The sequence below is a fragment of the Reyranella soli genome (assembly GCF_007992495.1).
GTDB lineage: Bacteria > Pseudomonadota > Alphaproteobacteria > Reyranellales > Reyranellaceae > Reyranella > Reyranella soli.
Genome location: NZ_BKAJ01000283.1, coordinates 1 through 6,320 on the forward strand (window position 1 = coordinate 1; position 6,320 = coordinate 6,320).

General features: G+C 65.3%; 6 protein-coding genes. 3 read left to right on the forward strand and 3 right to left on the reverse strand.

The window, feature by feature from the left end; translation table 11 throughout:
- Positions 1–28: 28 nt before the first annotated feature.
- From RSO01_RS45535 to RSO01_RS45545, 3 genes are all read right to left on the reverse strand, one after another.
- Complete coding sequence (locus RSO01_RS45535; protein WP_147157254.1) at positions 29–631, reverse strand: hypothetical protein; 603 nt, start codon at positions 629–631, stop codon at positions 29–31.
- Positions 632–770: 139 nt separating this feature from the next.
- Entirely contained in the window at positions 771–1,838 is a 1,068-nt protein-coding gene (locus tag RSO01_RS45540) for a ferritin-like domain-containing protein (protein ID WP_147157255.1), read from the reverse strand.
- A 78-nt stretch (positions 1,839–1,916) separates the two neighbouring features.
- A complete protein-coding gene (locus tag RSO01_RS45545; protein WP_092824773.1) occupies positions 1,917–2,615 on the reverse strand; it encodes a response regulator transcription factor in 699 nt (232 codons plus the stop codon).
- Positions 2,616–2,730: 115 nt separating this feature from the next.
- Here RSO01_RS45545 and ribA point away from each other — a divergent pair, with 115 nt between their 5' ends.
- Genes ribA through RSO01_RS45560 form a run of 3 tightly spaced genes read left to right on the forward strand, consistent with a single transcriptional unit; the run spans position 2,731 to position 6,286 of the window.
- Positions 2,731–3,894, forward strand: coding sequence for a GTP cyclohydrolase II (gene ribA, locus RSO01_RS45550; RefSeq protein ID WP_147157256.1), 1,164 nt, complete (start codon positions 2,731–2,733; stop codon positions 3,892–3,894).
- 7 nt (positions 3,895–3,901) lie between these two features.
- Positions 3,902–5,008: an alanine dehydrogenase gene (ald, locus tag RSO01_RS45555; RefSeq protein WP_147157257.1), complete on the forward strand. Its 1,107-nt coding sequence runs from the start codon at positions 3,902–3,904 to the stop codon at positions 5,006–5,008.
- A gap of 54 nt (positions 5,009–5,062) precedes the next feature.
- A complete protein-coding gene (locus tag RSO01_RS45560; RefSeq protein WP_147157258.1) occupies positions 5,063–6,286 on the forward strand; it encodes an ABC transporter substrate-binding protein in 1,224 nt (407 codons plus the stop codon).
- Positions 6,287–6,320: the final 34 nt, after the last annotated feature.

Here is a 6,320-nt window from a genome sequence, read left to right on the forward strand (position 1 = left end):
CGGGCCAGAGGCCCGCGCTCCCATGACGTCACATCGGCGGCGTGAGCCCGTTGCGGCCGTAGGAAATCCGCGTGGCCTGCAGCGAGCCGTCGGGCTGCTTCAGCGCGCCGGCAATGAAGATCTTGATGCCGGGCTTCAGCTCGCCGCGATCGCCGGGCGTGTAGGCGACGATGGCAGTCTTGGGCGTGACCAGAAGCTTCTTCTCGCCGTCCTTGTATTTCAGCGTCAGCACCTGGCCATCGACTCCGGCGACCGACACGTTGACATTGGCATTGGTCATGGTGGCCTGGGGCGGTCCCTCCATCGGCCGATGCCCTTCGCCGGTGCCGCGCATGGCCTCCGGGAAGATGTGCACTTCCATGGCGACCAGGTTGCCGTCAGGTCCCGGCGTGGCGCCCGAGCCGACGAAGGTGCCGGGCTTGAGATCGGCCAGCGTCGCTGGAATGATCGCCATGTAGACGGGCTTGTCGGCGACCGTGATCTTCAGATCCTCGCCGTCGGGCGTCTTCACGTAGAGCGTCGAGCCGTCGACCTTCTCGATCGTGGCCCGGACGCGCCGCGTTTCCTGCGCGAGGAGCGGCGTCGAGCAGATCGCAGCGGCTGTGAATACCAAAAGCGCGCGTCGCAGCATGGGGGGCTCCTTCGATGAAGGGCGCACGCTAGCGCATCGCGGTCATTTCAGGAGATCACGCTCCTGTCATCCCGAGCGTAGCGAGGGATCTTTCTGTGGCAGATCCCTCGCAAATGCTCGGGATGACGGCCACGGGCCGTCACTCCGCCGCGATCGCCTTCTCGATGAACATCTTCTTGTCGAAGTCCTCGGCGACCTTGCCGTCGTTGGCGAGCTGCTCGGTGACGTCGATGTTGGCGTAGTCCATCACGCCCATCTCGGCGAAGGTCTTCTGCACGCGCTCGCCCCACAGGCCGATATCCTTGACCGTGGGCACGACGCGGCTGAACAAGCGGCCGCGGAACGAGGCCATCTGCTTGGAATTGTAGTGCAGCTCGTTCAGCGCATCGGCCGGCAGGCCGAGCCGCTCCCAGACTTCGGCATTGTTGAAGCGGTCACGCATGAAATAGAGCGCCTCGACCACGAACTGCTCGCGCTCGTCGCGCTCGGCGTCGGAGAGGTGCGGATAGTATTCGCGCAGCGCCAGGCGGCCGAACGAGACGTGCCGCGCCTCGTCCTGCATGACGTAGGCGTTCACTGCGCTCGCCAGCGTATTGCCGGCCTTGTCGCGGATCGACTGGAAGGCGGCGAGCGCCAAACCCTCGATCAACACCTGCATGCCGAGGTAGGTCATGTCCCAGCGCCGATCCGTCAGCGTCTGCTCCAGCAGCGTCTTCAGGGAGGGATTGATCGGATAGGCGAGATCGAACTTCTCGTGCAGCAGGCGCTTGTACGCCTCGACGTGGCGCGCCTCGTCCATCACCTGCGTCGCGGCATAGAACTTGGCGTTCATGTCGGGCACCGTGCCGACGATCTTGGCGGTGGCGATCAGCGCACCCTGCTCGCCGTGCATGAACTGGGAGATCTGGTTGGCCTGCAGGTTCTGGCGCAGCCAACCCTTCTCCTTGTCGGTCATCTTGCGCCAGTAGTCGGTGTTGTAGATCGACAGCGCCTCGTCCTTGAGCGCCATCGGATTCTCGCGATCGAGCTCGAGCGACCAGTCGAGCCGGCTGCTGGCGTCCCACTGCTGTTTCTTGCCCTTGTCGTAGAGCTCCAGCAGCGCGTCCGAGCCGTCATCGTATTCCCAGTTGAACTGGATCTCGGTGGCGCCGTCGAACTTCCACTCGGTGGTCTCGATGGGCAGGGCGTAGATGCGCTGCGTGCTCATGAGGGGGCCCCTCCCGGGCGAATTATCGTCAGGTTTTGGAAAAGATGACGCGTTGGTCACCTTCTGGCAAGCACCCCCTCAGGGCTGCAGCCGGTACCCGCCGCGGTCGGTGATCAGGATGGCGGCACTGGCCGGATCGCGCTCGATCTTCTGGCGCAGGCGGTAGATATGCGTTTCGAGCGTGTGGGTGGTGACCCCGGCGTTGTAGCCCCAGACCTCGTTCAGCAGCACGTCACGCGCCACCGGCCGGTCGCCGGCGCGGAACAGGTATTTCAGGATCGAGGCTTCCTTGTCGGTCAGTCGGATCTTCTTCTTGCCGGCCTTCTCCATCAGCATCTTGGCCGCGGGATGGAACTCGTAGGGGCCGATGGTCATCACCGCATCCTCGCTGCGCTCATGCTGGCGCAGATGGGCGCGCAACCGGGCCAGCAGGACGTTGATGCGGAAGGGCTTGGTGACGTAGTCGTTGGCGCCCGATTCCAGGCCCAGGATCGTGTCGGCGTCGGAATCGGCCGCCGTCAGCATGATCACCGGCGCACGCACGCCCTGGCGGCGCATCAGCTTGCAGAGCTCGCGGCCGTCCATATCGGGCAGGCCGATATCGAGCAGGATGGCGTCATAATGGGCGAGCTTAGCCTTCTCCATGCCCTCGGCCGCCGTGCCGACCTGGATGGTGGTGAAGCCATCATAGAGATCGAGCTGCTCGGCGAGCACTGTGCGCAAGCCCTGGTCGTCGTCGACCAGCAGAATTTTCTTGCCGCGATTGTTTACAGACATGCTGCTGCTACCTGCTGGCGACCTAGAAACACTCTATCTGGTACGAAAAGATGGCAAAAGCGGTTCACTTCGGCAAAAGGGCCCGCTCCGTGCTAAGGATGGCGCAAGGTAAAGCATGATTCCGGGTCAAGTTCATTCCCGTACCGCGACCGCCCTGGCCGCCGTCGAGCGCGCCATGGCCGAGCTGCGGCGCGGCGGCATTGTAGTCCTGCGCGACGACGACGGCGGTGGCGGCCTGGTGATCGCCGCCGAAGCCTGCGGGCCGCGCGCCCTGCAGCGCCTGCAGGGCCTGGCCCAGCAGGCGCCCGTGCTGGTCACCACGCGGCGCCGGGCCGAGGCCATCGGCATGGAGATCCCGCCGCATATCGCGGGCGGCATGGGCGAGACCAACAAGCCGATCACCCTCGATCTGCCCGAGGGCGTGCCGGCCGACGTGATCCTGCAGCCGCACGAGACCGAGCAGGCGGGCCGCCACGCCGCCCTTCGCTACCTCTCGCGGCCGGTCGCCAGCCATGCGCCGCGCATCGCCGAGACCGCGATCGAGCTCGCCAAGCTCGCCCGGCTATTGCCCGCCGTCGTGCTGGGGCCATTGACGAGCGATCCCAACAACAAGCGGCGCGACTGGGCGCGCGACCAGGACCTGGTCTATGTCGATGCCGCCGACGTGCGGGCCTACGAGGAGATCTCGGCGCGCAACCTCCAGCAGGTGGCGCAGGCGCACGTGCCGCTCGAGGGCGCGGAGAATGCCCGCATCCTCGCCTGGCGTCCCAGCGATGGCGGCAAGGAGCATCTCGCCATCGTCGTGGGCGAGATCGATCCCACCGAGCCGGTGCTGATCCGGCTCCACTCCGAATGCTTCACCGGCGATCTTCTGGGTTCGCTGCGCTGCGACTGCGGCGTGCAGTTGCGCGGCGCCATCGCCGAGATCGCGAAACGCGGCTCGGGCGTGCTGCTCTATCTGGCGCAGGAAGGCCGCGGCATCGGCCTGGTGAACAAGCTGCGCGCCTACGAGCTGCAGGATGACGGCTTCGACACGATCGACGCCAACGAGCAATTGGGTTTCGACGCCGACGAGCGCATCTATGCGCCGGCCGCCACCATGCTGGCACGCATGGGCATCAAGCGCGTGCGGCTGCTGACCAACAACCCGCAGAAGATCAGCCAGCTCGAGCGCTACGGCATCGAGGTGGCCGAGCGGGTGGCTCACTCGTTCCCGGCCAACGGGCACAACGAGAATTACCTGCGCACCAAGGCCGAGCGCGCCGGTCACCTGCTCTGATCCGATCATGCGTGTCGGCGTCCCCAAGGAGATCAAGGATCACGAAGACCGCGTAGGCCTGGTGCCCTCGTCGGTCGCCGAGCTGGTGCATCACGGCCACGAGGTTTTGGTCGAGCGGAGCGCCGGGTTGGGCGCGGGGCTGGGCGACGAACAATACCTCGCCGCCGGCGCGCGCATCGTTGACGGCGCCGAAGAGGTCTTCGCCCGGAGCGAGATGATCGTGAAGGTGAAGGAGCCGCTGGCGGTCGAGCGCAAGCGGCTGTGGCGCGGCCAGGTGCTGTTCACCTACCTGCACCTCGCGCCCGATCGCGCGCAGACCGAAGACCTGCTGAAGAGCGGCGTGACGGCAATCGCCTACGAGACCGTCACGTCGCCCACCGGCACGCTGCCCCTTCTCACGCCGATGTCGGAGATCGCCGGCCGACTCGCGCCGCAGGTCGGCGCGCACTACCTCGAGCGCACCGCCGGCGGCCGTGGCGTGCTTCTAGGCGGCGTACCGGGCGTTCCGCCAGCCGAAGTCGTGGTACTGGGCGGCGGCGTGTCGGGCACGCATGCCGCGACCATCGCGCTCGGCATGGGCGCCACGGTGTTCGTGGTCGACCGCTCCGCGGAAGTCCTGCGACGGCTGGCAGCGCAATTCCCCGGCCTGCGTACGATCTTTTCGACCCGTGATGCGTTGGGCGCTATTCTGCGCCGCGCCGACCTCTTGGTCGGCGCCGTGCTGGTGCCGGGGGCTGCCGCGCCGAAACTCGTGACGCGCGAGATGGTGGCCTCGATGAAGCCCAACAGCGTCATCGTCGACATCGCCATCGACCAGGGCGGCTGCTGCGAAACATCCAGGCCGACCTCGCATTCCGACCCAACCTATGTCGAGGAAGGCGTGATCCACTACTGCGTCACCAACATGCCGGGCGCGGTCGCGCGGACGTCGACCTTCGCGTTGAACAACGCCACGCTCCCGTTCGCGTTGGCGCTGGCTGACAAGGGCTGGCGCAAGGCGATTGCAGAGGATGCGCATCTGCGCAATGGCCTCAACGTGCACGAAGGCAAGGTGACCTGCCGGCCGGTCGCCGAGGCACTGGGCCTGCCCTTCACGTCGCCCGAAGCGCTCTGAGCCGCTACACTCCTGGCACGACTCCGAACAACGGGGCGGTCGAGGAGGAAATCAATGGCGAAGATCAATCGTCGGACGCTGGTTGCGTCCGCATCGGCGTTCGCGCTGGCGACGCCATCCATCGTGCGGGCGCAGAAGAAGTATGATCCCGGCGTCAGCGACAAGGAGATCAAGCTCGGCCACACCAATCCCTACTCGGGCCCGCTCTCGGCCTATGGCGTGATCGGTAAGGGCATCACCGCCTATTGGAACATGGTCAACGACCAGGGCGGCATCAACGGCCGCAAGGTCAACTTCATCACCTACGACGACGGCTTCCAGCCGCCTAAGACCGTCGAGATGGTGCGCAAGCTCGTCGAGGACGATCAGGTCTTCGCGATCTATCAGCTGCTCGGCACGCCGACCAACACGGTGGTGCAGAAGTACCTGAACCAGAAGAAGGTGCCGCAGCTCTTCGTCGCCACCGGCGCGTCGAAGTGGGGCATGCCCAAGGAGTTCCCGTGGACCATGGGCTGGCAGCCCGACTACGCCACCGAAGCGACGATCTACGCCAAGCACATCATGGCCAACCATCCCAATGCCAAGGTGGCCATGCTCTACCAGAACGACGATTCCGGTAAGGACTACCTGCACGGCTTCCAGGCGGGCTTCGGGACAGCGAAGGACAAGTTCCTGATCAAGACGGTGAGCTACGAAGTCACCGATCCGACAGTCGACAGCCAGATCATCCAGCTGAAGGATTCCGGCGCCGACGTGTTCTTCAATCACGCAGCGCCCAAGGCCGCGGCCCAGGCGATCCGCAAGGTGGCGGACCTCGACTGGAAGCCGGCGCACTACCTTGCGAACGTCGCCGCCTCCATTGCCTCGACCTTGAAGCCAGCCGGCTTCGAGAACAGCAAGGACATCATCACGGCGGCTTACCTGAAGGATGCGACCGATCCGCAATGGGCCAATGCGCCGGATTTCCTCGAGTGGAAGGCATGGATGGAGAAGTACAGCCCGCAAGGCAACCTGGCGGATTCTTCCTATACGTATGCGTACGCGGTGTCGTCGACGATGCGCCACTGCCTCACCGCGTGCGGCGACGAGCTCACGCGCGCGAATCTCATGAAGCAGGCGGCCAGCATGAAGAACCTCGTGGTGCCGATCCTGCTGCCGGGCATCAAGATCAACACCAGCCCGACCGACTTCTATCCCATCCAGGCGGTCCAGCTTGCCCGCTTCGACGGCGAGACCTGGAAACTGTTCGGCGACGTGCTGTCGAACGAGAGCAGTTAGTCATACGCGGACCGCGGGCCTAATATGACTAGTA

Bases quoted from the DNA above. Each gene is read 5' to 3' on its own strand.
- RSO01_RS45535 (WP_147157254.1), bottom strand. From the start codon at position 631: ATGCTGCGACGCGCGCTTTTGGTATTCACAGCCGCTGCGATCTGCTCG.
- RSO01_RS45540 (WP_147157255.1), bottom strand. From the start codon at position 1,838: ATGAGCACGCAGCGCATCTACGCCCTGCCCATCGAGACCACCGAGTGG.
- RSO01_RS45545 (WP_092824773.1), bottom strand. From the start codon at position 2,615: ATGTCTGTAAACAATCGCGGCAAGAAAATTCTGCTGGTCGACGACGAC.
- ribA (WP_147157256.1), top strand. From the start codon at position 2,731: ATGATTCCGGGTCAAGTTCATTCCCGTACCGCGACCGCCCTGGCCGCC.
- ald (WP_147157257.1), top strand. From the start codon at position 3,902: ATGCGTGTCGGCGTCCCCAAGGAGATCAAGGATCACGAAGACCGCGTA.
- RSO01_RS45560 (WP_147157258.1), top strand. From the start codon at position 5,063: ATGGCGAAGATCAATCGTCGGACGCTGGTTGCGTCCGCATCGGCGTTC.